The organism is Lacticaseibacillus parahuelsenbergensis (genome assembly GCF_030770265.1).
Taxonomy (GTDB): domain Bacteria; phylum Bacillota; class Bacilli; order Lactobacillales; family Lactobacillaceae; genus Lacticaseibacillus; species Lacticaseibacillus casei.
Genome location: NZ_CP132482.1, coordinates 344,075 through 367,324 on the forward strand (window position 1 = coordinate 344,075; position 23,250 = coordinate 367,324).

General features: G+C 48.9%; 24 protein-coding genes and 1 riboswitch. Of the genes, 23 read left to right on the top strand and 1 reads right to left on the bottom strand.

The window, feature by feature from the left end; all coding sequences use genetic code 11:
* Positions 1–111: 111 nt before the first annotated feature.
* Positions 112–202: riboswitch (TPP riboswitch) on the top strand.
* A 455-nt stretch (positions 203–657) separates the two neighbouring features.
* From LACPH_RS01580 to rbsK, 10 genes are all read left to right on the top strand, one after another.
* Positions 658–1,227 (top strand): ECF transporter S component, encoded by a 570-nt coding sequence (locus tag LACPH_RS01580; RefSeq protein ID WP_274784268.1) that lies wholly within the window; start codon positions 658–660, stop codon positions 1,225–1,227.
* A gap of 3 nt (positions 1,228–1,230) precedes the next feature.
* Positions 1,231–2,574 (top strand): ABC transporter ATP-binding protein, encoded by a 1,344-nt coding sequence (locus LACPH_RS01585; RefSeq protein ID WP_274784311.1) that lies wholly within the window; start codon positions 1,231–1,233, stop codon positions 2,572–2,574.
* A gap of 4 nt (positions 2,575–2,578) precedes the next feature.
* Entirely contained in the window at positions 2,579–3,226 is a 648-nt protein-coding gene (locus LACPH_RS01590; RefSeq protein ID WP_274784269.1) for an energy-coupling factor transporter transmembrane component T, read from the top strand.
* 70 nt (positions 3,227–3,296) lie between these two features.
* The gene (gene tenA, locus LACPH_RS01595; RefSeq protein ID WP_274784270.1) at positions 3,297–3,989 is read left to right on the top strand and encodes a thiaminase II; all 693 of its coding nucleotides are present in this window, start codon (positions 3,297–3,299) and stop codon (positions 3,987–3,989) included.
* Positions 3,970–4,470, top strand: coding sequence for an energy coupling factor transporter S component ThiW (gene thiW / locus LACPH_RS01600; RefSeq protein WP_274784271.1), 501 nt, complete (start codon positions 3,970–3,972; stop codon positions 4,468–4,470). The genes tenA and thiW overlap by 20 nt, the downstream gene beginning before the upstream one ends.
* A gap of 179 nt (positions 4,471–4,649) precedes the next feature.
* A complete protein-coding gene (thiM, locus tag LACPH_RS01605) occupies positions 4,650–5,492 on the top strand; it encodes a hydroxyethylthiazole kinase (RefSeq protein WP_274784272.1) in 843 nt (280 codons plus the stop codon).
* The gene (thiE, locus tag LACPH_RS01610) at positions 5,489–6,118 is read left to right on the top strand and encodes a thiamine phosphate synthase (RefSeq protein WP_274784273.1); all 630 of its coding nucleotides are present in this window, start codon (positions 5,489–5,491) and stop codon (positions 6,116–6,118) included. Before thiM ends, thiE begins: the two co-directional genes overlap by 4 nt.
* Before the next feature lies 1 nt (position 6,119).
* A complete protein-coding gene (gene thiD, locus LACPH_RS01615) occupies positions 6,120–6,956 on the top strand; it encodes a bifunctional hydroxymethylpyrimidine kinase/phosphomethylpyrimidine kinase (RefSeq protein ID WP_306387182.1) in 837 nt (278 codons plus the stop codon).
* Between the two features lie 407 nt (positions 6,957–7,363).
* Positions 7,364–8,377, top strand: a complete 1,014-nt coding sequence (gene rbsR, locus LACPH_RS01620) for a ribose utilization transcriptional repressor RbsR (RefSeq protein WP_306387183.1) — start codon at positions 7,364–7,366, stop codon at positions 8,375–8,377.
* 24 nt (positions 8,378–8,401) lie between these two features.
* Positions 8,402–9,331, top strand: coding sequence for a ribokinase (gene rbsK, locus LACPH_RS01625; RefSeq protein WP_306387185.1), 930 nt, complete (start codon positions 8,402–8,404; stop codon positions 9,329–9,331).
* Positions 9,332–9,428: 97 nt separating this feature from the next.
* On the opposite strand, the gene pbp4 is transcribed toward rbsK, so the two are convergent.
* A complete protein-coding gene (gene pbp4 / locus LACPH_RS01630) occupies positions 9,429–11,417 on the bottom strand; it encodes a penicillin-binding protein PBP4(5) (protein ID WP_274784277.1) in 1,989 nt (662 codons plus the stop codon).
* A 398-nt stretch (positions 11,418–11,815) separates the two neighbouring features.
* Here pbp4 and LACPH_RS01635 point away from each other — a divergent pair, with 398 nt between their 5' ends.
* The 13 genes from LACPH_RS01635 (at position 11,816) to LACPH_RS01695 (ending at position 23,243) form a co-directional block, all read left to right on the top strand.
* A complete protein-coding gene (locus tag LACPH_RS01635) occupies positions 11,816–12,541 on the top strand; it encodes a metal ABC transporter ATP-binding protein (protein ID WP_274784312.1) in 726 nt (241 codons plus the stop codon).
* Positions 12,541–13,386 (top strand): metal ABC transporter permease, encoded by an 846-nt coding sequence (locus LACPH_RS01640; RefSeq protein ID WP_274784278.1) that lies wholly within the window; start codon positions 12,541–12,543, stop codon positions 13,384–13,386. The genes LACPH_RS01635 and LACPH_RS01640 overlap by 1 nt, the downstream gene beginning before the upstream one ends.
* Positions 13,383–14,342 (top strand): metal ABC transporter substrate-binding protein, encoded by a 960-nt coding sequence (locus LACPH_RS01645; protein WP_274784279.1) that lies wholly within the window; start codon positions 13,383–13,385, stop codon positions 14,340–14,342. Before LACPH_RS01640 ends, LACPH_RS01645 begins: the two co-directional genes overlap by 4 nt.
* Before the next feature lie 213 nt (positions 14,343–14,555).
* Positions 14,556–15,938 carry an MFS transporter gene (locus LACPH_RS01650; RefSeq protein ID WP_274784280.1) on the top strand — a complete coding sequence of 461 codons (1,383 nt, stop codon included), beginning with the start codon at positions 14,556–14,558 and terminating at the stop codon, positions 15,936–15,938.
* Positions 15,919–16,353 carry a MarR family winged helix-turn-helix transcriptional regulator gene (locus LACPH_RS01655; protein ID WP_274784281.1) on the top strand — a complete coding sequence of 145 codons (435 nt, stop codon included), beginning with the start codon at positions 15,919–15,921 and terminating at the stop codon, positions 16,351–16,353. Before LACPH_RS01650 ends, LACPH_RS01655 begins: the two co-directional genes overlap by 20 nt.
* Positions 16,350–16,913: a hypothetical protein gene (locus tag LACPH_RS01660; protein WP_274784282.1), complete on the top strand. Its 564-nt coding sequence runs from the start codon at positions 16,350–16,352 to the stop codon at positions 16,911–16,913. Before LACPH_RS01655 ends, LACPH_RS01660 begins: the two co-directional genes overlap by 4 nt.
* A gap of 14 nt (positions 16,914–16,927) precedes the next feature.
* Complete coding sequence (locus LACPH_RS01665; RefSeq protein WP_010492819.1) at positions 16,928–17,143, top strand: hypothetical protein; 216 nt, start codon at positions 16,928–16,930, stop codon at positions 17,141–17,143.
* Positions 17,144–17,513: 370 nt separating this feature from the next.
* Entirely contained in the window at positions 17,514–19,040 is a 1,527-nt protein-coding gene (locus tag LACPH_RS01670) for a flavocytochrome c (RefSeq protein ID WP_274784283.1), read from the top strand.
* 416 nt (positions 19,041–19,456) lie between these two features.
* A complete protein-coding gene (locus LACPH_RS01675; protein ID WP_274784284.1) occupies positions 19,457–20,428 on the top strand; it encodes an SIS domain-containing protein in 972 nt (323 codons plus the stop codon).
* 24 nt (positions 20,429–20,452) lie between these two features.
* Entirely contained in the window at positions 20,453–21,163 is a 711-nt protein-coding gene (locus tag LACPH_RS01680) for a GntR family transcriptional regulator (protein WP_274784285.1), read from the top strand.
* 12 nt (positions 21,164–21,175) lie between these two features.
* A complete protein-coding gene (locus LACPH_RS01685) occupies positions 21,176–21,643 on the top strand; it encodes a PTS sugar transporter subunit IIB (RefSeq protein WP_274784286.1) in 468 nt (155 codons plus the stop codon).
* 12 nt (positions 21,644–21,655) lie between these two features.
* Complete coding sequence (locus tag LACPH_RS01690; RefSeq protein ID WP_274784287.1) at positions 21,656–22,438, top strand: PTS mannose/fructose/sorbose/N-acetylgalactosamine transporter subunit IIC; 783 nt, start codon at positions 21,656–21,658, stop codon at positions 22,436–22,438.
* The gene (locus LACPH_RS01695; RefSeq protein ID WP_070650678.1) at positions 22,416–23,243 is read left to right on the top strand and encodes a PTS system mannose/fructose/sorbose family transporter subunit IID; all 828 of its coding nucleotides are present in this window, start codon (positions 22,416–22,418) and stop codon (positions 23,241–23,243) included. The genes LACPH_RS01690 and LACPH_RS01695 overlap by 23 nt, the downstream gene beginning before the upstream one ends.
* Positions 23,244–23,250: the final 7 nt, after the last annotated feature.

The window sequence follows — 23,250 nt, forward strand, 5'->3', positions numbered from 1 at the left end:
GTTCGGTATTTTTTGTTACCAAGCAGGCTTGACCAAGAAGTTGGCGCTATTCATCAGTTCTTTCCTGTAGCGCTTCCAAATAAAAAGTGATATACTGCCGTTACAATCGAATAGAAACATTTGGGGTGCTGTAAAAGCTGAGATGATACCCATGGAACCTGATGCAGTTAGTACTGTCGCAGGGAAATGTCGTTAAGATCAATCGTTTTTTGATGATTATTTGTGATTTCATGGACCCCGCCGATGATTTGGTGACGGGTCCTTTTTGGTTGAGCGCGAACAGGAGCGCTTAGAAATCGGAGTGTAAGTGGCCTTGAAGTCCAAATGGCTGGACTTTGGCCATTTGGGCTTCAAGGTCCTTACACGTAGATTTCTGCGACTGTGAGCGCGTTATAGAACGCGGCAGTCAGACTCCGCATGTGCCCAAAATAGAACAAATTCCCCGCGTAAAAATCGCACCATTGCGTCTGGGCTTTGGCCATTTAGGCTTGAGGTCCTTACACGCAGACTTCTACACTGGCGATCGCGTTATGGTGAGCCACCGCGCTTTTTGACTTGGCGGGTGAGCCAACATGAGACACAAGTAAGCTTCGAAATGATGGATTGATCATGCCTGGCCCCCGTTTGTCTTTATTTGAAGAAATGGGGGTTATTTTTATGGACAAATGGTCGTTGCGCGATGTTGTCTTACTGGCATTTCTGGCCTTTCTGTTTGGCGGCGTCTTTATGGGTGCCGATGCGATTTACGCGTTGTTGGCAGCGGCATTGACGCCAATCGGTTATGCGCCGTTTGCCAACGAAATTCTGTTTGGTATGTGGGTAATGGCAGCACCGATGACCGCCATGTTGCTGAAAAAGAAAGGCAGTTCGATTTTAGGTGAATGTTTGGCGGCGCTGGCGGAGATGCTCTATGGATCCTACTTTGGCCCGGCTGTCTTGCTGTCCGGTTTTGTTCAAGGCTTGGGTAGTGAGGCGGGATTCATTGTGACCCGTTATCGGCGCTATGACACAGTGAGTCTGCTTTTGGCCGCAGTTGGGACGACGGTTTTCAGTTTTGCCTATGAGTACTTCAAGCTGGGTTACGGCGCATACAGTCTGGGTATGATTCTGGCTCTGGTGACGGTGCGCTTGCTGTCGGTTATTTTCTTCGGCGTTGTTTTGGTTCAACTGGTGATGAAACTTTATGACCAAGCCGCTGGTGCCAAGCGACTGGCTGGCAGGTCGTAAATGATGGGAATTGAACTCAAAAAATTGCGATTTCAGCGGGATGGGCCATTGTTTGATGGCCTTGATTTCGAATTTGCAACGGGCGCGATGACTGTGTTGACCGGTGACAGTGGCAGTGGAAAGTCGACCTTACTCAACTTGATTGCCGGATTTGCGCCACTGGCTTATGAAGGCACGATCTTGGTGGATGGGCAGGATAATCGCAACGCGTCTATGCAAACGAAAGCAAGCCGTGTGGGGATGTTGTTTCAGAATCCTGATCAGCAATTTACCATGCGAACCTTACGCGGTGAACTTAATTTCGCTTTGGAAAATCTCGACTTGCCGGCTGATGTGATGGCGAAACAAATCCGGCAGGCGGTCGCACTGGGCGAAACAGATGACTTTTTGGATCGGGACTTACAGACACTTTCCGGTGGCGAAAAGCAGCGTGCGGCCTTAACGGTTTTGCTGGCGATGGATGCGCCGGTTTTGTTGTTAGATGAGCCGTTTGCCAGCATTGATCCGGCTAGTCGGCAGCAACTCATCACCAAGCTGGGTAAATTACGCGATGCGGGGAAAACAATTGTGATTGCTGATCACGACTTGAGCGATTATGCCGGCGTTGCCGATGAGCTTGTGTCGTTGGAAAAGGGACAGCTGACCCGCTTGCCATTAGCAACACTCACCACAATCCCGACTCATTTTCATTTAACGAAAACCGATGCAGCCACGACTCCTTTACTTCACCTTGATCAGGTGGTTTGTGCCCAGAATCGCCGGGTGTTGATCCATGCGGCTGAATGGCATTTTAATACCGGCATCACGACCCTGACTGGCGCTAATGGCAGCGGTAAGTCGACGTTGTTGCGGGCCATGGTGCAACTGCATCCTTATCAAGGTCGCATGTTTCTCGGTGAACGGCGCTTGCGGCGCAGACAGCGATTGTTCCAGACGATGACGCTGGCGGTGCAAGATGCCACGAAGCAATTTGTGACGCTGACGCCTGCGGATGAATTAAAGTTCGGTGCTCCGCTCACGGCGGAAGTTCGCGAACGCCAACAAGCGGCGCTCGACTATCTGGGATTGACGGAGAAGCAATCCGGCAGCCTGTATCACTTGAGCGACGGGCAAAAGAAAATGATTCAATTGATTGCCATGTTGAGCTTGGACCGGGCCTTTTTACTGTTAGACGAGCCGTTCAGCGGATTGGACGAGCGCGCGTGTGCATTTTTCACCGCGTGGATTAAGGAAAAAGCAGCTGAGGAAGCCTTCTTGATTGTGACCCATCGGCTTGCTCCGTTGGCAGGCGTGAGTCAACAGCATGTTCAACTGGCTGATCAACACTTGGCGGTTCTTGGGGAGTGAAGTGATGTTACCAAAGAAGACGAATGCGCTGAATCTGAGTTTGCTGATACTGCTTTTGACGCTTGAAATATCGTTTAGTCATTCGGTGAAACTTGACTTGGCGCTGATTGGCTTAGCTACTGGCTTTCTGCTGTGGCGACGCGCATTTAAAAGTCTGGTTGTTTTAGCGTTGCTCCCAATGATACCGGCGGCGAGCACATACTGGGCGATCACCTTACACGGTACGGATACGTCCTACGCGTTGTTACTGTTTGTGCGGACTTATGCTTTCACCGCGCTGGGGTTGGTGTTTCTGATCGGTGTCGATCTAGAGGCGTTGCTGCTGTGGCTGGAACAACATAAGCTGTCGCCTAATTTTGTCTACGGCTTGCTGGTTGTCATTCATGCCTTGCCGCAAATCATGCATGAGGTTGCGGCGATTCGTGAAGCCAGTCTATTGCGCGGGCAAAAGCTGCATCCGTGGTCACCCATGATTTACGTCAAGGTGATTTTTGTCGCCATGTTGTGGCAAGACCAGTACGTCAAAGCCATGTATGCCCATGGTTATACCGAAGGCGCCAAACGAAATGTGCGCCGCGCGATCATTAGTTCACGCCGCGGCTTGGTGGCGGCAGCGGCACTGTTTCTGCTGTTGAATGTCTTGGTTCGATAGCTGTTGTTATGCTCATGAGGTGAAAAGCCCGCGATACGGACAAGAACATTGATTAACGAGAGGATGAAAAATGAAATTTTCAGAAATTGCACGGCAACAGGTCGTGCCTTATTGGGAAGGGAGTCTGTCGCATCCGTTTCTGACTGAGTTACAGGATGGGACGCTTGATCCGACGATTTTTCGGTTTTACCTGATTCAGGATGCGTATTATTTGAAACACTTTAGCCATTTGTACGCATTGATTGCGGAGCAGGCTCAAGAACCTGAATTGAAAACATACGCGGAGCAGTCTGCTGCCGGCTTGGCAGCAGGCGAGTTGGCAGTGCGGCAGGATTTTTTTGAAACCTTGGCGATTACTGATGACGAAGTGGCGGCGACGGCGATTGCCCCGACCGCGTATCATTACGTTTCGCACATGTACCGCCAGTTAGTCGAAGGCACGCCGCATGTTGCGATTGCGGGGATGCTGCCGTGTCCATGGCTTTATCAGGAAGTCGGGCAATATTTGGCGCAGCGCCAGTCACCAGTCCCGATTTACCAGCGCTGGATCGAAACCTATAGCAGCGATGAAAATGCTGATGACCAGCAGGCAGCAGTCGCACTGGTTGATCGGCTTTACGAGCACAGCACACCAGCCGAACAACAACAGATGATTGCCGCTTTTAAGATCAGTTCACAGATGGAATACAGTTTTTGGGAGATGGCCTATCGCTTGGAAGCATGGCCAAAAGGGAGGATCGCCGATGGGGCAAAACCGCGTTAAACGGCTGGCCATGTTAGCCATGATGATTGCATTGGATGTTGTGTTGTCGCCGTTGTTTCGGATTGAAGGGATGGCACCGATGTCAAGCGTGGTCAACGTGGTCGCTGCCGTTGTGATGGGACCGCTATACGCCACGGTGATGGCCTTTGCCTGCGCCATTTTACGGATGACGCTGCTAGGAATTCCGCCACTGGCCTTAACCGGTGCGGTTTTCGGGGCATTCTTAGCCGGCATTGGTTACCGCTTCGGCCGGAAAAAATGGTGGGCCGCTGCTGGCGAGATTCTGGGCACCGGTTTGATCGGTTCGCTGCTGTCGTATCCGGTGATGGTTTGGTTCACCGGCAGCAGTCAGTCCCTTTACTGGTTTGTATACACGCCACGGTTCTTCGGCGGATCCATTTCCGGATCGCTCATTGCGTTATTTGTCTTATATGAACTAGACCGCAACGGCTTTATGAACCGGTTGCAAAAAATTTTTTGAGCGTGAGCCGGCGCGCTTAGGAGTCGGAGTGTAAGTGGCCTTGGGCGTGATGGCGCTCTTTGCCATTGCGCCCAAGGTCCTTACACGCAGACTCCTGCGCCGGCGAACGCGTTATGGTGGAGCGTGAGCCGGCGCGAGTGAGCGCATTATCGTCAACCAAAATAGGAGGAGCAAAACCCATGACACAATCAATTACCGAAGTATTCGCAGATGCATTTAAAACCACTTTTCCCTTAAAGTCGTCGCCACTGGTAGACTGCATCACCAATCCCGTGACGATCGAATCGATGGCCAACGCGCTGTTGTATATCGATGCCAAGCCGGTGATGGCTGATCTTCCGGAAGAGTTTCCGGAACTTTTCACCCAAATCGATGCGTTATTGCTGAATTTAGGCCACATTTCCCCTGAACGCAAAGATAGTCTGTTGGCGGCGGGACGTTATGCCGCAGAAACGCATAAGCCGGCTGTGGTGGATCTTGTCGGGGTGGCAGCGACGCAATTGCGCTACGACATCGGCCAGCAGCTATTGCAAAATCACCCGAATGTGATCAAAGGCAACATTTCCGAAGTGCGCCGTTTTGCCGGTTTGAAAAGTACCGGCCGCGGCGTTGATGGCAGTCAGCTGGATCAAAGTGTGACGGCGCTTGCCGAATTAACGAAGGCCTTGCAGGAACTGACCGAGCGATTCCCGAACACGACATTTTTGGCAACGGGGGAGACGGATTTAGTTGTCAGTGCGAAAGGTCAATGGCGCTTGGAAAATGGGGTGCCGCAACTGGATCGGTTTACCGGTACCGGCGATATTGTCGGTGCGTTGACTGCAGCCTTGCTGGGCATCGGCCTGTCGAACGATGAGGCGGTTGTTTTAACCGTTAGCTATTTCAACTGCTGCGCTGAGGTGGCCGCGGCCCAAAATACGGCAGGCGGCATCGCTTCGTTCAGGGAAAAGACGTTGGATCAATTGTCGTTGTTGGCTGATCAAGCGGATTGGGTAAAAATGGTGAAAGGAGAAGCACTATGAAACCAGAAGACCTCAAACTTTATTTAGTGACACACCGCTATGATGAGTCGCAGGCAGCGTTTTTAGCCAAGATTACCGCGGCGTGTGAAAATGGCGTTACCATGGTTCAGCTGCGGGAGAAGCAGTTGAAAACCCGTGATTATTACGCGTTGGCCGAGAAAGTTAAGACGATCACTGACCACTACCACATTCCGCTGATGATTGATGATCGCGTGGACATTGCCTTGGCGGTTGATGCAGCAGGGGTACACATTGGCGATGACGAATTGCCGGTGGCAGTGACCCGCAAGCTGATCGGACCGGATAAAATTCTGGGAGTTTCGACCAAGACGCTGGCCACGGCCACGGCTGCTGCGGCGGCAGGCGCGGATTATCTCGGTGTTGGGGCGATTTTCCCAACCCCAACCAAGCCGGACTCGCCGGTACTTAGCATCGAGACGCTCAAGACCATCACGGAATCAGTGCCGATTCCGGTAGTAGCGATTGGCGGCATTAAAGAAAGTAACCTCGACATCTTCAAAAATACAGGCATTGCCGGCGTGGCGATTGTCAGTGAAATCATGCAGGCACCGGACACGGCCCAGAAAGTTCGCGCAATCAACCGGAAACTGAAAGAGGTGTTGTGACATGGGTAGCGTCAATCGCACCCCTCAAGTCGTAACCATTGCCGGATCGGACTCCGGCGGCGGTGCCGGCATGCAGGCCGATCTGAAGACGTTTCAGGCCCGCCATGTTTTTGGAATGAACATTGTGGTGGCACTCACGGCACAGAACACGTACGGCGTTCAGGCTAGCTTGCCGATTCCCACCTACTTTATTGATGCGCAGTTTCAGTCACTAGATGCGGATTTTGCTATTAAAGCCGCCAAAACCGGGATGCTTGCTGACAGTGAACATGTTGAGGCGGTCGTCCACAATCTGCAGCAAGTCGACTTCGGACCGCTAATCGTCGATCCCGTCATAGTTGCCAAGGGTGGGGCGACGCTGCTTGAACCAGCGGCCGTTGCAACGATCAAAAGTAAGCTACTACCACTAGCCGATGTGGTGACGCCTAACTTGCCGGAAGCTGAGATCATCGTGGGACGGCCGATAAAAACGAATGCCGACACGATCACAGCGGCGCAGACCATTCAGCAGCTCGGCGTCAAAAATGTCATCATCAAAGGAGGCCATCGCAGCGAAGATGAGCAGGCGGCCGACTATATTTTGCTTGAGGATGGCAGCAGTTTTTGGCTCAGCGCGCCACGAATCGCCACGGCCAATACCCACGGCACCGGCGACACGTTCTCGGCATGCATTGCCGCGGAATTAGCCAAGGGTCAGCCATTAAAAAGTGCCATCGTAACGGCTAAAGCCTTCCTTCAAGGTGCCATCAGCCAAGGTATTTTCGTTGGTCATGGCCACGGACCGACCAATCACTGGGCGAAGTTAAGCGATAAAGTGCGCATGAGTGAGACTAGATAATTTTTAATATCAACGATGAACCATCATCCAGGAAGATAAGGGTGATGGTTCATTTTTTATGTCGTCAAAATTTTTGGTATAGAAAAAAAGTTTCACACATATTACTTAAAAATCACGAACTTTGGACGTTGACTGTTATGTAACAGTTTGTGTTTGCTAACGAGACACTGGGTTAATTAAGATGATTAAACTAGCTATTTTGCACCGCTAACGACATGGATACACTTTTAACTTTCAGGTGTAGCAGAAGAACACGTCAATAAAGTTAATCATGCTCACATTCTCCTATTTTGTTTCATAAAAATCGAATTCTTTTAATTGACAGCGCTTCCATAATCGCGTTAAGCTTGATTCGCAAAGTTAAGTAAAACGTTTTACCTAAAGATGCAGGCAGGGTCGTGGATGTTATGAAGAAAAAGGTCTCAATTACTGATGTCGCCAAAGAAACTGGGCTTTCGGTGACAACTGTTTCGCAAATTTTGAATGGCAAAGGTGCGCGGTTCAGCGAAGCGTCACGCAAACGGGTACTGGCAGCTAAGGAGGCACTGGGCTATGAACCGGATTTATTTGCTCGTGGTTTGGTCGGCAAGCGCGGCAACTCAATTGGCGTGGTAATCCCGGACATGATGAACCCCTTCTTCGCCAGCTTTGTGGTCAGTGTCGAAAAGGCGGCGATCCCACGTGGCTTGTTTCCGCAGATCTTTTCCATCAACGGGTTCCATGAAAATGTTGATTACTTCATTCGTCAGTTTCTTGGCGGGACGCAGCGGGGATTGATTTTGGCCGCACCAGAGGCTTCGCAGGAAATTGTTCAAAAAGTGGGTCATCAACTCAGTCTGCCAATGGTGTTTACGGATCAGGCGACCACGTTGATGACTGGCGATAGTATTCGGATTGACGAGCGCCATGCAGGCTTTTTGGTTGCGGATCATTTGTTGCAGCTGGGCCATCGGCGAATTGCGCTGGTGTTGCCACAACGGCTGACCATCAACTTGCAGGATCGCCTTGCCGGGTATCAGCAAGCCTTTGCGACCCATGGCGTTACTTTTGATCAAGCGTTGGTTTTTCGTAGCAGCTTCGATCCGGAAGGTGGACGGCAGGCAGTCGCGCAAATTGTCAAAACCGACGCCACGGCAATTATTGCGATTAATGATGATGTTGCCAGTGGTGTTTACCGCGGTTTGTACGAGCAGCACAAACGGATTCCGGAAGATTACGCGGTTGTCGGATTCGATGATGTCACGCAAGCCCGGTTCATGACCCCAGGCTTAACCACGCTGGCGCAACCGATTGACCAACTGGGCCAGCAAGCTGTTGAGCTGCTGGTGGCGCAGATGAGTGGCGAGCACAATACGCGCAATACGGTTGAATTGCCGGTGAAGCTGGTTAAGCGCGGGTCGACGCGCTATGTTACACTTTAGACAAATTTCGGAGGAAGAAAAACGATGCCTAATCATGTTGTTATTATCGGCAGTATCAATGTCGATGCTATTTTGCACATTCAGCGGCTGCCAAAGCCTGGCGAAACCATGGAGATGGACGCCTTTTCTCAGGCGGCTGGCGGCAAAGGTGCTAACCAGGCCGTTGCGGCGGCGCGATCTGGTGCTAAAACCAGTTTCATCGGTCGGGTCGGTGACGATGCTAATGCAGCCTTTATGCGCGGTGAATTGGTCAAAAATCAAATCGATACGCAATACGTAACCACAACTAGCGGCGAGCAAACCGGACAAGCTTATATTTTGCTGCAAGCGTCCGGACAAAATTCCATTATCATTCAGCATGGGGCTAATTTCGATCTCACGCCAATCGATGTGCAAAAAGCGGCAACCTTGATTCAAACCGCCGATTTTGTAGTTGCCGAGTTGGAGACTCCCGTGGAAGCAACTGCAGAAGCGTTCAAGATTGCCAAAGCGGCCGGAAAGGTGACCATTTTAAATCCGGCACCGGCGCAAAAAGACTTACCGTTAACATTGCTGAAAAATGTGGATCTCATCATACCGAATGAAACCGAAAGTGAACTGATCACGGGCATCCCGGTGACAGACGAAGCCAGCATGCGAGCCTCGGCGGCGTATTATCATGAACTGGGTATTCGCGGTGTGATCATCACATTGGGCTCGAAGGGTGCGTTCATTTCACTGGATGGTCAAGCAAGCATTGTGCCAGCTTTTAAAGTGAAGGCCGTTGACACCACCGCGGCCGGCGACACGTTTATCGGTGCCTTGGCCAGCGTCCTGCAGAGCGATCTCAAAAATATTGTCGAAGCCGCTACCTATGCCAGCATGGCCAGTTCGTTTACGGTTCAGAAGTTGGGGGCGTTCCCGTCGATTCCGCTGGGGGATGATGTTAAGGCGGCATTGAACGAGCATAAATAATTTATTAAGGGCAAATCATGGAACGAAAAAACGCGTCGATCTCTCATCACTAGTGAGAAATCGGCGCGATTTTTAAGTGGGTGAAACAGACATTCAATTAATACAGACTGGCAACATAAGGTTTCATGACAGTCACAACTTCGCCGCTACCAGTACCTTCAATCAGCGCGACGGTCAGATAGCTGTTCTTGTCGGCATCCATAGCAACTAGGAAGCCATTTTCTTTGCCATCGGTATCTTGCTTTTGCTTGAGTTCGGCGGTGCCGGTTTTGGCGGCAATGGTGTGGCCGTCGATGGCAAGATCATGCGCCGTGCCGGTTGGATCGGAAACGACGTGGGTTAAGGCCGTTTTGACGGTGTTAGCCGCGTTGGCCTGCAAGACGCTGGTACGTTTGCCTTTGGTGTCTTGGATGAGGGTCGGTTGCTGCATGGTACCGCCGTTTGCGATCGCACTGTACATGGCTGCCTGTTCGATCGGCGACAGGAGCAGTTGTCCTTGACCGTAAGCCGTATCGGCTAAAAGTGTTTCGGAAGCGAGCTTGCCGGAGTTGGAGATCTGGGCTTTTTTCATCGTCAGTGGTAAGTCGGCCTGGGTCTTGAAAAGTGGTTCGAGACCTTTGAGGTAAGCTGAAGCGCCCATTTTCAAAGCGACTTGGGCGAACCAGATGTTGTCGGAGTTGACTAAGGCTTGCGTCATATTCTCAGGCGAAGCATCGACGGTCCGCGTCACCTTGTAGTCACCCCAAGAGGAATCTTTCTGCCACTTGAGACCGGAAATTGACTTGGTTGTGTCTGGCGTAATCGTCTTGTTTTGCAAGGCGATGGCTGCTGTCAACATCTTGAACGTTGAACCCGGAGCGTAACGCTGGGCGAAGCGACTGAGGAATGGCAAGGATTGATTGTTGGCGTACTTATCGTAATCGGTCTGGCTGATCCCGTTGACGAACGCGTTCGGGTCATAGCTAGGCGCACTGGCCAGCGTCAGCAGTTCGCCATTTTTCGGGTTCATGGTCACCACGCTGCCAGATTTGCCGACGAGTTGGGCGTAAGCCGTTTTCTGCTGGTTGGCATCGATGGTCAGCTTTAGATTCTTACCGTTCACGGCTTTTTTGCTTAAAAGTGGGTGAACGTTGTTGCCGTTTTGAATCGAAATAGTGCCGCCATCGGTTCCGCGCAGTTGCTTGTCATAAAGTTGTTCTAAACCGGTTTTGCCGATTTTGCTGTTGGCAGTCAGGGTCGGATCTTTGCGGATATCTTCCGCAGTTGCCGTGCCGACGTAGCCGATCAACTGCGCGGCGGCTTCGCCCAATGGATAAGTGCGGGAACCGATTGTCTGATAGGCAGCACCGGTTAATGTCGGTGAGTCGGTGACGACTTTGACCGGGACAAACGTGTCATCGGTGACCCAGGATTGCTTGAGTAACGTTTCGAGGCTGGTCACCTTCACGTTCCACGCTGCGGCAATTTTCTCGAGATTAGCCGTGCGCTCGTCGCCGCTGCCCAACTTGCCCGGAACAAGTCCAGCTTGCGTCACATCGCCGTTCTTAGCGAGCGGTTGGTCGTTGCGATCGAGAATCTGGCCGCGCGTGGCGGCAGTGACATCAAGTTGCACCGTGTCCTTGCCATACATAGAAGGGAAAAGCAGACTCGGATCCCAGCGTATCAGCCACTTGTTGCCGGATTTGACAATGGACGCATCATAATGCTGGGTGTTCAGTTTGCCAACTTTGGTATTCATGGTGGCATCAAACGTCATTTTGTAACTCTTGGCATCCTGCTTCTTGGTGGTCACTTTACTGATTTTAATGTTGCTGGCACCAACCCGATCGAAAACGGCCTGATTGCGGGCAACCAATGTTTTAGGCGTATAATCCCAGCCCGGTCCGGAAAGGTGCTTGGTATCGACTTGCTTGACGGCCTTGGTATATTGGCGCTTGGCAAATGCTTGCGTATACGTTTGGGCCGTGGCCTGAACCGCATCAGCTTCAGACTTGGCTTGATACCAGTGATAAAAGCCAAAGCCGCCGCCGATAATGACCACGGCGGCAATGACACCGCCAATCACGGTGAGGGTCGTTTTTTTCATTTTTAATTCTCCATTCTGAGAGTTCGCCGACTCTTGCGTCGGTGAACGCATTGTGCATGTCCTAAAATCCCAACAAGGTCATTCTACGCTTCGAACTGAGCAGAGGAAACTTTGGAAAACTAAAAAATGCCTTAGAGAAAACGAATGTTATCTCTAAGACTTGTCTATTGACGGGCATTGACGGCAAAAGAGATTCTCACAATTAATGATGATCTGCGTTTAAATCTTTTCGGAAGTTTCCAACGAATTGAGCGCTTTTATTCGCGCGGCTTGAATCCAAGACATCATCAGTTGCTCAATTTTTATAAAACTATCTTCAAAATAAAGTATTGACGAATTTATAAAATTAGGTTAGCCTAACTTTAGTACGTAACCATTACGAATAAGGAGGGATCGCCATATTAAAAGTCAACCACATCACCGTCAGCTATCAGCGGAATCTCAATGTTGTCGAAGATGTTAGTTTTGAAGTGAAGGAAGGCGAAATCGTTGGCATTATTGGGCCAAACGGTGCGGGTAAGTCTACATTAATCAAAGCCATGATGGATCTTATTCCGCATCAAGGCAATGCGGCGATGGACGGGCAGCCGTTAGCGAAACAGGCCCGGAAGATCGCGTACGTTCAGCAAAAAAGCAACATTGATCTGACGTTTCCCATCACTGTGCGCGAATGCGTGGCACTGGGTCTGCAGGCGCATGCCAATATGTTCGGCTACACTGGAAAAAACGAAGGTAAAGCGATCGCGCAGGCACTGGAAATGGTGGGCATGACGGATTTTGCCAAACGTCAAATCGGGCGGTTATCGGGTGGTCAATTGCAGCGCGTTTTGATTGCCAGGTGTCTGGTTCAGGAAGCCGACCTGATTATTTTGGATGAACCGTTTGCCGGCATTGATAACCGCAGCGAGTCGGCCATCATGATCGTTCTGCGTAAGTTGCGGGCGGAAGGAAAGACCATTTTAATGGTGCATCACGATTTAAAAACCGTTCGATCATACTTTGACAGTGTCGTGATGATGAATGTCCACATGATCGGTGCGGGTCCGGTTGCGACAACCTTTACGGACACGAATCTTGAGCAGGCGTATGGATTACCTATGCATGTCAATCGGGGAGGGCAGTGATGACACTTACTTTTTGGCACGATCTAGCTGAGTTTCACTTTTTGCAGAATGCCCTGCTGACGTCCATCACGGTTGGCATTGTCGCCGGGGTGATCGGAAGTTTTGTGATCTTACGCGGGATGTCCTTGATGGGTGATGCGATCTCACATGCAGTTCTTCCTGGCGTCGCGGTCTCTTTCATGGTCGGTGTGCCGACAGTAGTAGGCGCCGCGACTTTTGGTATTGCGGCAGCGATATTAATCACTTTGATTCGCCAACATAGTCTGATCAAAAGCGACACCGCCATTGGCATTATTTTCAGCTCGTTTTTAGCGCTCGGGGTTATTCTGATCGCACTGGTTCACACAACCACCAATCTGTTTCATATTTTGTTTGGGAACGTTTTGGCCGTTCAAGACAAAGACATGTATTTGACAATCGGGATTGCGATCGTTGTCATCACTTTGGTTGTGCTATTCTTTCGCCGACTTCGATTGACATCCTTTGATCCGGTGATGGCGCAGGCGATGGGGATTCATACCAACGCTTATCATTACCTGTTGATGGTGATGCTGACGCTGGTTGCCGTTGTGTCGATGCAAAGCGTTGGCACGATTTTGATTGTGGCTTTATTGATCACCCCGGCGGCAACGATTTATCTTTTTGCCAATCGGTTACGCACCATGGTCATCGCTTCCGGCGCACTGGGCGGCCTGATTTCTTTTGTCGGATTGGTGATTGGCTATTCGTTTAACATCGCAGTCGGTTCCTGCATCGTGCTTCTCGGTACATTTGTTTTCATCGTATGTTTTCCATTTTCCAAAAAGCAGAACTTAATCAAACTACCTATTGGAGGAAGATCATGAAAAATAAGAACCGTAAAAGAGTCCTCGTACAAGCAGCGATCATTGTGACGGCACTTATCGGGCTGACGGCTTGCGGCTCCAAAAGTAAAAGTTCGGACAAAGCGGCTCAGTCGGGGTCCAAGATTTCGATCGTTGCCACGGATACGATTATTGGCGACATTGCAAAAAACGTGGCCAAGGATAAAGCTAAGATTCACGTGATTGTTCCGGTGGGCCAGGATCCCCATGAGTATGATCCGTTGCCTGCGGATGTGTCAGCGACCGGGAAAGCAGATGCGATTTTTTACAATGGGATCAATCTCGAAAATGCTCCCGGCGCGTGGTTTACCAAAATGATGAACAACGAAGGCAGCAAAGCAAAGGCTAAGGCGGTGGCGGTGAGTGATGGCGTGGACGTAATCCACCTGCAAGGCAAAGGCGAGTCTTCGAAACAGGATCCGCACGCTTGGCTGAGTCTTGCCAACGGGATGATTTATACCCGTAACATTGCGAAGAAACTTGGGAAGGTCGATCCCAAAAATGCGGCTTTTTATAAGCGTAATGCGGCTACCTATGAAGCCAAGCTGAACAAGTTGCACCAATCGGCTAAAAACAAATTTGACAAAATTCCGGCTGAGAAGAAGTTGATCGTCACCAGTGAAGGCTGTTTCAAGTATTTCAGCAAGGCCTATCAAATTCCATCTGCGTATATTTGGGAGATCAACACTGAAGAAGAAGGCACGCCGGAACAGATCTCGACGTTGGTTCGCAAATTAAAGGAGACGAAAACGCCGTCGCTGTTCGTTGAAAGCAGTGTCAATCCGAAACCAATGAAAACCGTCTCGAAGGACACTGGGATTCCGATTTACGCCACGCTCTTTACTGATTCCATTGCGGCTCCGGGTAAAACCGGTGATAGTTACTATGGGATGATGAAGTGGAATTTGGAAAAGATTGCAGCTGGACTGGAAAAATAGTGTTTGAAAAAGCGAAACATTGCACATATATGAGTCATCAGAATTAACTGAAAATCCACGCAAGAAGCTCAATGAGACAATGATCCCGTTGAGCTTTCTTGCATGATAGGCAGCAGTTTTTATATTCGGCAAGGCAAAAAAATAAGGCAAAGTTTTTAAATTTGCTTGCGCAAGCAAATAAATGTCTCTATAATAACAACAGGAGGTGAGGCCGTGATTAAACGCTGGCTGATTCTCATCACCCTTGGTTTGTTCTTCTTTATGGTCATCATTGACGGGACGATTGTTGTCGTTGCCGTGCCGACCATCGCCAAAGATTTGGCGGTAAGTCCGAGCCAAGTGAACTTATTGTTGACGGTTTATCTCACAACGATCAGTGTTTGTCTGTTGTTCTTCGGGCAACTGGCTGATCAATATGGACGATCGCGCCTGTTCATTTGGGGCACGTATCTGTTCCTGATTGGTTCCGGGTTAGCCGGATTTGGTAGTCACTTCCAACTGGTCTTGGCAGCTCGCGTTGTGCAGGCGGTCGGAGCCAGTATGACGATGGCAACGAGTTATGCGATTGTTGCCGATGTTTTCCCACCTGCGCTTTTGGGGCGGGCTTTAGGAATCGAGTCGATTTTTATTTCAGCTGGGGCACTGGCCGGTCCGGGTCTCGGCGGTTTAATCTTAAGTCGGTTGCCCTGGGGCTACATTTTCTGGGTGAACTTACCCATCGGTTTGCTTTGTTTGTTAATTGAATGGGCCGTTTTCCCAAGGGTGACGGCAGCTTCAGGGAAAAGGAAGGCTGATCACCGTGGATTTCTGCAACTCATTGTCATTGGCGGTTTGTTGTTGCTGCTTCAAATAAATCATGTTCCGCTACTGACAATTGGGTTGTTGGTGCTGATTGGTGGTGGCACCTACCTGTTTTGGCGGCATGAGCGGCAAGCACCGGATGCGATGCTGGATACGCGGTTGTTCAGGAACCAGCGCTTTTCGCGGAATCTGGCGGCTTCGTTTTTGAATTATGTTGCGGCGTACTTTTTCACCTTGCTTGCGCCGATTTATCTGCAACTGATCCTGCGCGTGCCGGTTGCCGTGTCTGGGTATCTGCTGATGCTGACGCCGTTGACCGCATTGGTGGCCAATCCACTTGCTGGATTCCTCACTGATCGCTGCGATCGACGCCGGCTCATGGTGGTCGGCCTGCTGTTGCTCGTTGTCACGAACGCCGCCTTTGCACTGGTTCCCAATCAAAAAGTGCTCTGGCCGTTTGTCATCGTGTCCGTCATCTTTGCATTAGGAACGGCACTGTTCACGAACCCGAATAGTGTTGTGCTGATTCAGAGTGTCGATGCAAGTATGCGCGGGCAGGTCGGTGCCGCCACCTCGCTAGCCCGCCAGCTGGGGATGAGCATTGGCAGTGCAGTTGCCGGCTTGGTCTTTTACCAAACGCTCGGCCTGATCCGGCCCAACGTCACTGCGGCTAATGCGGGATCGCAAGCGTTGCTCACAGCGCAATGCGTCAGTTTCTTGCTTGCGGCTGGGCTATTTTTAATTGCAGCCATGATTTTGGGAAAGAAGGTTAAAGATGCAAAAAGAACCGGATGAGTTAATTGCCAAGGTCAATATTTTGGCACGTAATATTCAACACGATTTGGACGAAGCACTGGCGCCGACCGGGCTCAATGCCAGTAACTATTATTTTATCTTAAAACTTGGCACCGCAGATGAAATGAGCCAAGAAGCTTTGTTCAAGATGATTCACCTTGATCCCAGTAATGTGACGCGCAGATTGGCACAATTGGTTACCTTTGGGTTAGTGGTCAAGCGGCGCTCCGATAAGGACAAGCGCGCATGGGTCATTAGCCTAACGCCAAAAGGTCGTAAACTGGTGCCACGCGTGGCGCAAATTGTTGCAGATTATGAAGAAATGCTCACTGAGAAGATGCATATCGATAATAAGACCAAGTTTGGACACATGTTGGATCTGCTTATCGAAACGGAAAAGGAGTTGGAATTTTGAAAAACGAATTCATGAACTTACTGCCTATTCCCCAAGACTTTCACGTGGTCGAAACCAATGTCCGCAAACGCAATAGGGCGAGCGTCACGGTCGAACGCTTCCAAGACACTGATGACATCACACCTAATAACAAACATCTGACAGTGGTCACCGATCAAAAAGGCCACTTGATCAGCTTCAACTCAAGTGCCTTCAAAAACGGTGGGCATTTACCAGCTGCCGATAAGGCCTTGGAGCAGGCCATCACCTTGTTCAATCAACTCGATCCCGACTATGCTGCCGGCTTGAGTTACATGCGCACCGAGCGCCAAGAACGGCATTATGAAGACAATGGCGTGCATGTTTCGGCACCGGTATATTGGATCAAGTTTGCCCACCGGAACGGTTCCTACAACTGGGTCACCATCGGGCCAGACAACCAAGTGATCGAAGTCGAACGTGAATCGTTGTGGGACTATTTTCGCAATCGGCGCGCGACGGAGATGTGGAACAACGACAACTGGGTCTTGGCTAGAGAAGGCAAGGCGCCACAGTTGTCAGCACCGGACGCGTTGGCGTAACGAGGTGAAGCTACATGGCAAAGCCAGATTTTGACACGCTGATCAGGCGGCTGGGCGATTTGCAAGAAGAGGCCCGCCGTCTGGAAGAAGAGGACTATATCAGTGCACGGTACAAAGGGTATAGTTCTGAAGGCCTCACTTTGGAAGAGGTGATGGCGCGGTTGAAAAAAGTCGAACGTGAGATTGCCAAGTTGGAAGAGCGGTTGACGCGTTTGGATGATGAGGTGTAGCGCGTTGTGATCATGGCTTAAGATGATCGGCGTTAGCTTGATACTTTATGCGGGTTTTAGTTGAAAAAAACGAGGCATAACGATATTCTTTTTGTAGAGTAGAGTACTGAATGTCATTCGAAGGTCACCGCGGCTTAGTCACCCGCATATTGATAGATCGTTCGAACGTTGGCGGCTTCCTGACAAGGGGAGCCGTTTTTTTTTGCAAAAAATAGGCCAAGTGTTGTCAGCACTAAACCTCTGCATGGTTTACCACGTCGACCGCAATCTGCAATATTTAACCTAGCCTTTCCAAAAGTTGAGAAAAACCCACAGCTTTGTTAACCTATTCACGTTCATTAGTAAGCGCATTCAAAGAGGAGGACTTCTTTTGAAAAAGTGGGTTAAGATTACGGGGATATTGGTGCTGTTGGGTGCTATTTTGGTTGGCTGTAGCAGTTCAACGAGTTCAAAATCCAGTTCATCAAGCTCGAAATCGAGCAAGGCGACTAGCACTAAGGTGACAAGTGGCGCTTCGCAACAGACTTATACAGATCCCAAGATGATGAAGGGAAAGTATGACATTGTGATCGTCGGTGCCGGTGGTGCGGGGATGACGGCTGCGATTGAAGCTAAGCAGCAGGGCATGAATCCGGTCATTTTTGAAAAGATGCCGGTTGCTGGCGGTAATACGCTGAAGGCTTCGAGCGGCATGAACGCTAGCCAGACAAAAGTTGAAGCTGCTCAAGGCGTTAAGGATAGCAATGACCTCTTCTATGAGGAAACGTTAAAAGGCGGCGGTGGCACTAACGATAAGGCGCTGCTACGCTATTTTGTCGATAACTCTGCTAGCGCCATTGATTGGCTCGATTCTATTGGCATCAAGCTAGACAAGCTGACGATTTCCGGTGGAATGTCCGTCAAACGCACCCATCGGCCGCATGATGGCTCGGCGGTAGGTGGTTATCTGGTTGATGGACTTGTCAAAGAAGTCAAGAAAGAGAAGATTCCACTGTTCGTTAACACTGACGTTACCAAGTTAAATGAAACGAACGGTAAAATCAGCGGCGTGACCGTGAAGATCAACCAGGATAAAACCAAGAAAATTGCGGCCAAGGCTGTGATCGTCACGACTGGCGGTTTTGGCGCAAGTAAGAAGATGATCAAGAAGTACCGTCCGGATCTCGCCAATTACGTCACAACCAATCAAGCCGGTGCAACCGGCGACGGCATCAAAATGATTGAAAAAGTCGGTGGTTACGCGATTGATATGAACAAGATCCAGATCCACCCAACCGTTAACCAAAGCAAACACATCCTGATTGGCGAAGCGACCCGTGGTGAAGGCGGTATTTTGGTCAACCAAAGCGGGAAACGCTTCTATAACGAAATGAACACGCGCGACAAGGTCTCCGCTGCCATTAACAAGCAAAAAGGTAAATATGCTTGGGTCGTCATCGATACAGGTGTGCGGCAGCGTTCAAGTGCCATTGACTTCTATATTAAAGACAAGCTTGATGTGAAAGGCAACACGCTTGTTGAACTCGGCAAGAAAATGAAGGTTCCTGCCGCAACGCTAGCCAAGACTGTTGCTACCTGGAACAAGGCCGTCACCACTAAGAACGATGCTGAATTCGGGCGCACGACCGGGATGGATCACGGCCTCGCCACTGGCCCGTACTACGCCTTCAAAATCGCCCCAGGTATTCACTACACCATGGGCGGCGTGAAAATCAACACGAAGACTGAGGTACTGACCAAGCAACAACAACCGATTCCAGCGTTATACGCAGCTGGCGAAGTCACCGGCGGTCTGCACGGCAATAACCGAATCGGCGGTAATTCCGTCGCTGACATCGTGATCTTCGGTCGGCAGGCAGGAACGCAGGCGGCGGCTTATGTGAAGTCGCAGGAGTGATCACTTTACGAGGGAGAGATAGAATTGAATAGATTCTGTCTCTTTTTAATGTGCTCAAGACGGTTTAATTAAATCGAAAATGTAAACCAGACATGATCCTTGTTAGTTCGTTTGTATGTGGACCCTTTACTTTATTTTTTGAAGTTAAGTATGGCGAAATGCCTGTATCAAAAGGCTTTGAAGTCTTCTATGCGAAATTTCAGAGCCTTTTCGTTTGTGTTTGGAATTATGGCTTTTTTGATATGTTACGAATGCGGACATTTGGAAGTTTGGGATGAGCAGGGAATGAAAATCTTGTAGCCATTAAGAAATTCGCAACTGTATACGAAATTTAAAAAAAAGCTGTTGACAGCTTTTTGAAAACGGATACAATAGAACCGTAAAGACGTATTAAGACGTATTAAGGAGGAACTGAGATGGCTGATACAAAACAGATGGTTCGACGCATCCTCAAACATAACGACGGTAAGATTGACTCTATCTACTTTGTCGCTTGTGGTGGGTCTTTAGTGGATATGTATGTTTCCTATTATTTCTTGCAGTCGGAAGCTAAGACTGTTTCGACGGGATGGTATACCGCAAATGAGTTTGTTCATGTCACCCCAAAAAAGATTGGACCTAATTCTGTTGTTTTTGTTTGCTCGCACAGTGGAAACACACCAGAAGCTGTTACTGCAGCTAAGGTGGCAAAGGAGCATGAGGCGTACACAGTTGGTCTCACCTTCAATGGCAAAGCTGACGTGTTGAAATACTCGGATGAAAAAATCGTTTATGAATGGGGCAATGAGCGAGAGGTCGTTCATAACCCGATGGCGATCATGCTTGACATGACTACGCAATTATTAGCCGGAATTGAAGATTATGATCAACTTGAAGAATTCAGGGATGGTTTCAATAAGATCGATACGATTGTTGACAATGCAATCGAACAGGTACAACCAAGGACTCAGGCATTTGCTGAAAAATATAGCAATGAAAAAATGTTTTACATTCTTGGTAGTGGTCCGTCGTTTGGGCATGCCTATGGATTTGCAATTTGCAGCCTGATGGAGATGCAATGGCTAGATGCCGTTCCAATTCACTCTGGTGAATACTTTCACGGTCCTTTTGAAGTGACAGACAAAAATCGTCCATACATTGTCATTGAAAGTGTCGGACGGACACGGATTATGGACGAACGAGCGCTAACTTTTCTTCATAAATACGCTGAAAAAGTTGAAGTTGTGGATGCAAAAGAACTTGGGTTGGATATGATTGATAGTGAAGTAGCAGAATACTTTAGTCCTATCCTTTTTTACACCATTCTCAGCGAATATCGTTCCAAGTTGGCAGATAAGCGTGATCATTCTTTAGATGTGCGCCGATATATGGGAAAGGTGTCCTACTAATAAAACTGAATGGAGATTTTCACTATGACGACACCCGTAACGAAGTATGAACTGATCATGAATAGCATTCGAGCCAAGATTCTTTCTGGCGTTTATCCCCTGGATAGTAAGCTTCCAAGCGAGGTCAAACTGCAAGAAGAGTACGGAGCGAGCCGCGTTACTGTACGTCAAGCAGTAGATGGTCTGGTCAGAGACGGCCTCGTTGAACGCGTTCAGGGTAAAGGAAGCTATGTGCGTAAACCGCAACGGGTGAGTCGTCTTGTTCGGGAGAGCACAGTGGAAAGCTTCTCAAAGGTGGCCAAGCAGAGCGGCTTTGTGCCGCATACTAAGGTGCTTAAAGTGGAAAGAGTCCAAACAACTGAAAAACTTAGTCGCCTTTTAACGACAACTTCAAAAAACGTGTTGCATACGGTGAGATTACGTTACTTAGATGATGATCCGATTTTTATCGAAAGTAATTATTATCCCCTACCGCGCTTTGCTTCACTCCCAGATTACGATCTTAATGGATCGTTGTACGCGATTTTTAAAGATCATTTTGGCATTCGCGCAATGAGTTCAGATAATACAACTTTGAGCATCAAGACTGCAGATGTGGAAGCAGCTGATTTGTTGAATCGTTCTGTTGGGTTTCCGTTATTTTATCTTGAAACACAGATATTTGATGATCATGACCAAGTCGTCCAGTACGGTGAGCAACTGATCGCATCAGACAGATATCAATTTAAAATTTAGGAGGAGATCGAAATGATCAAGTTTATTCGAGTCGATCACCGGCTGCTCCATGGACAAGTTGCGCTATCATGGTTTGGGGCAACCAATGCCAATTGTATTCTCATTGCCAATGATGATGTGCCAAATGATCCAATCCGCAAGGCAACAATCAAAATGGCTCGTCCAAATGGGGCAAAACTCGTTATTATGTCTATCAAAAAAAGTGTTGATCAGATTAACAGCGGCATTGCTGATAAGTATGATTTGATGATCGTCGTCGAATCAATACACGATGCGTATCGATTGATAACTGGGCTTAAGAATAAGCCAAAAGAATTAAATTTAGGCGGAACTAAGGCGACTGCTGAAACTGAAAGCCTGTCCGCAACCGTTAATGTGACACCCCAAGACAAGCAGGAGCTCCAACAATTGTCTGATGCTGGCGTTAAGGTTTATATTCAACAGGTCCCAACAGCGTCTTCCAAGACGTTGGAGTTTTAGGAGGTATGGGTCATGTTACTGAAAACTTTTTTGATAGGCCTTGTGGCTTTTCTAGGTTATGGTGAGTATTTTTTGACTGGGCGTGGTCAGGTGGCTCGACCAATTGTTATCGGACCATTAACCGGCTTTGTTCTAGGTGATTTGACGACTGGAATTGAAATTGGGGCAGCACTCGAATTAGCTTATATAGGAGTCGTGGAGATTGGGGCGTCCGTTCCACAAGACATGGTTTCATCTGGTGTGCTTGGCACGGTTTTTGCAATCAGTACTGGTAAGGGCATCTCTGCAGCTTTAACTTTTGGGTTGCCATTGTCAATGTTGGTGTTATTGGTTCAAAATTTGGCTTATGTCTTTGTTGCACCGTTATATGTCGCCAAATGCGATCAGTATGCACGAGAAGGCAATTCTCACAAACTTAGCATGATGTCTTTCTGGGGCGGAACCGTCGTGAACTTTGTGCCATCAACCTTACTAATTATGGCAGCGTATTACTTTGGCACTGGGTTTTCATCCACGATTGTTCACGCTATTCCCCAGTTTGTTCAAGATGGGCTAGTTGTTGCCAGTGGTCTGTTACCTGCTTTTGGGTTTGCTATGCTGATTCAGCAGATCCTGCGTAAGGAAATCGTCCCATACCTAGTCCTCGGATTCGTACTCTCTGCATATCTGAAGATGCCGATCATTGGGGTAGCCATCATCGGGATGGTCATCGTCATGATCATGTATTACAACGAAAAAAAGAATAGACCTGCAATGATTGGAGGGTCAAATAATGACGACACAGACAGTTTCTAATCCGGCAGTCAAAAAGAGCCTACGCTCAGTATTCTGGCGCACCTTTACCATGGGCGCTTCATGGGAGTATACGCGGCAGATGGCAACTGGGTATGCATACGCAATGACACCAGCATTGCGGGCAATTTATAAAGATGAGAACAACGCGATGTCACAAGCACTTATCAGACACATGCAATTTTTTAATATCACCAACGTTTTGGCTCCTATTACGCTCGGAACGTCAATTGCTATGGAGGAAGAAAATAATAAAAACCCGGATTTTGATCCAGAGCTAATCAATAATATTAAGGTGAGCTTGATGGGTCCACTCTCGGCGGTCGGTGATTCGCTGATCCTAACAACCTGGCGAATTATCTGTACGGGTATTTCGATCGCACTGTGCAAGGCCGGTAACGTGTTTGGACCGATTCTTTTCCTGTTGGCCTACAATGTTCCAACAACGATCATTCGCTACTTCGGGCTTAAACTTGGCTATGAGCAAGGCACCAGTCTCATGTCTCGGATGAGTGACTCCAATATCATTCAAAGTATTTCAGAAAAAGCTTCAATTCTAGGAATGATGGTTATTGGGGCAATGGTTCCTAGTTATGTGATTGTCAACTCACCAATTCAGATTGGTACCGGGAAAGCCGCGGTTTCACTAATTAAGACCCTTGATCAGATTTTACCATCAATGCTTCCCATTCTAGCAACGTTAGCAGTGATGTGGATGTTGAAAAAGAAATGGAAAGTCGGCTGGATACTGATCGTCATAATCGCATTTAGCATCATTGGAACTGGTCTTAAAATTCTATCTGCTTAAATTTCTG